The sequence below is a fragment of the Kitasatospora sp. NPDC007106 genome (genome assembly GCF_040634455.1).
Taxonomy (GTDB): Bacteria; Actinomycetota; Actinomycetes; order Streptomycetales; family Streptomycetaceae; genus Kitasatospora; species Kitasatospora arboriphila.
Genome location: NZ_JBEYFP010001237.1, coordinates 1 through 1,385, shown reverse-complemented (window position 1 = coordinate 1,385; position 1,385 = coordinate 1). Strand labels below are relative to the sequence as shown.

The 1,385-nt window shown below is 75.7% G+C and carries 2 protein-coding genes; one reads left to right on the top strand and one right to left on the bottom strand.

Going from position 1 to position 1,385, the window contains the following annotated elements:
• Positions 1-77: 77 nt before the first annotated feature.
• Entirely contained in the window at positions 78-686 is a 609-nt protein-coding gene (locus tag ABZ641_RS37450; RefSeq protein WP_344623671.1) for a hypothetical protein, read from the bottom strand.
• Positions 687-767: 81 nt separating this feature from the next.
• Between ABZ641_RS37450 and ABZ641_RS37445 the strand changes: the two genes are divergently transcribed.
• Positions 768-1,385, top strand: a 618-nt coding sequence (locus ABZ641_RS37445; protein ID WP_359989056.1) for a 3-hydroxyisobutyryl-CoA hydrolase, incomplete at its 3' end; no start/stop codon positions are given.

Genomic DNA, 1,385 nt, shown 5'->3' with positions numbered 1-1,385 from the left:
GCCGGCCTCGCGCGTCCAGACCTCGCCGCCGACCTCGCTGCAGCCCATCACCGCGGCTGGCCGTCCGACCGCCCCGCTCAGCCGGGGTGGACGGGGCAGGCGACCGGGCGGAAGGTCTTCCGCGGCCCGCTGACCGGACGCAGTTCGGCCTGCCAGCGGTCGTCGATCACCCCGCGGCTGAGCCGCAGCAGCTGGTTGGCCCCCTCGGCCAGCCTGCCCCGGTAGTCGTCGACCGCGGACCCGTCCTCGGCCACCGCCAGGGCGACGCCCTCGACGAAGCAGATCGGGCAGCCCTCGGTCAGCCGCACCGAGGTGCTCACCGGCTCGTCCGCGATGCCCTGGACGAGCACCGTGCCGAACGGTGCCACCGCCAGGACCAGGAGTCTCGGACCGTCCGCCCGCTCCGCCGCCGCCAGGATCTCCCCCCGCAACTCCGCGGGGGCGGCGACTCTGACCCGGCCGAGCACCGCGACGGCGAGCGCGACCTGCAGCAGGGCCAGCGCCAGCACCGCGAAGACGACCGGCACCAGCCAGCCCGCGCCCGGCCCGAGCCCCCGCCACAGCGCGATCCCGCCCACGACCACGATCAGCGCCATGCTGCCCGCGTTGGGGCCGCGCCGGAAGGTCGTCCGCCCGAGCAGCAGCACCAGCGCCACCGCGAGGGTGATGTCCAGAAAGGTTCCCATGCCCGCCCCTCACCGCCGGTTCCGCCGACCGGTCACCCGTATCGTTTCCCCCGGCACGGCCTTCGAGACGGGAGCAGGGGCATGAGTGTGCAGGTCCGACGGGACGGCGGGGCGGGGCGGATCGTCCTGGACCGGCCGAGGGCGCTGAACGCGCTGACCCACGGGATGCTCCTGGAGGTCCGCGACACCCTGCTGGCCTGGGCCGACGACGACGCCGTGCGCACCGTGGTGCTCACCGGGGCCGGGGAGCGAGGGTTGTGCGCGGGCGCCGACATCCGGGAGCTGCACGACGACGCGCTGGCCGGCGGGGCCGGCGCCCGGGTGTTCTTCGCCGACGAGTACCGGCTGAACCACCTGATCTCCCGCTACCCCAAGCCGTACGTCGCCGTGATGGACGGCATCACCATGGGCGGCGGCGTCGGCCTCTCCGGGCACGGCTCCGTCCGGGTCGTCACCGAGCGGTCGAACGTCGCCATGCCGGAGACCCGGATCGGCCTGATGCCGGACGTCGGCGGCAGCCGGCTGCTCGCCCTCGCCCCCGGCGGGCTCGGCACCCACCTGGCGCTCACCTCCGGCTCGATGGGCCCCGGCGACGCGCTGCTGTGCGGCTTCGCCGACCACTTCGTGCCCGTCGCCGCGCTGGAGTCGTTCACCGCCGCGCTCGCCGGCACCGACCCGGCCGAGGCGCTCGCCGCGCAC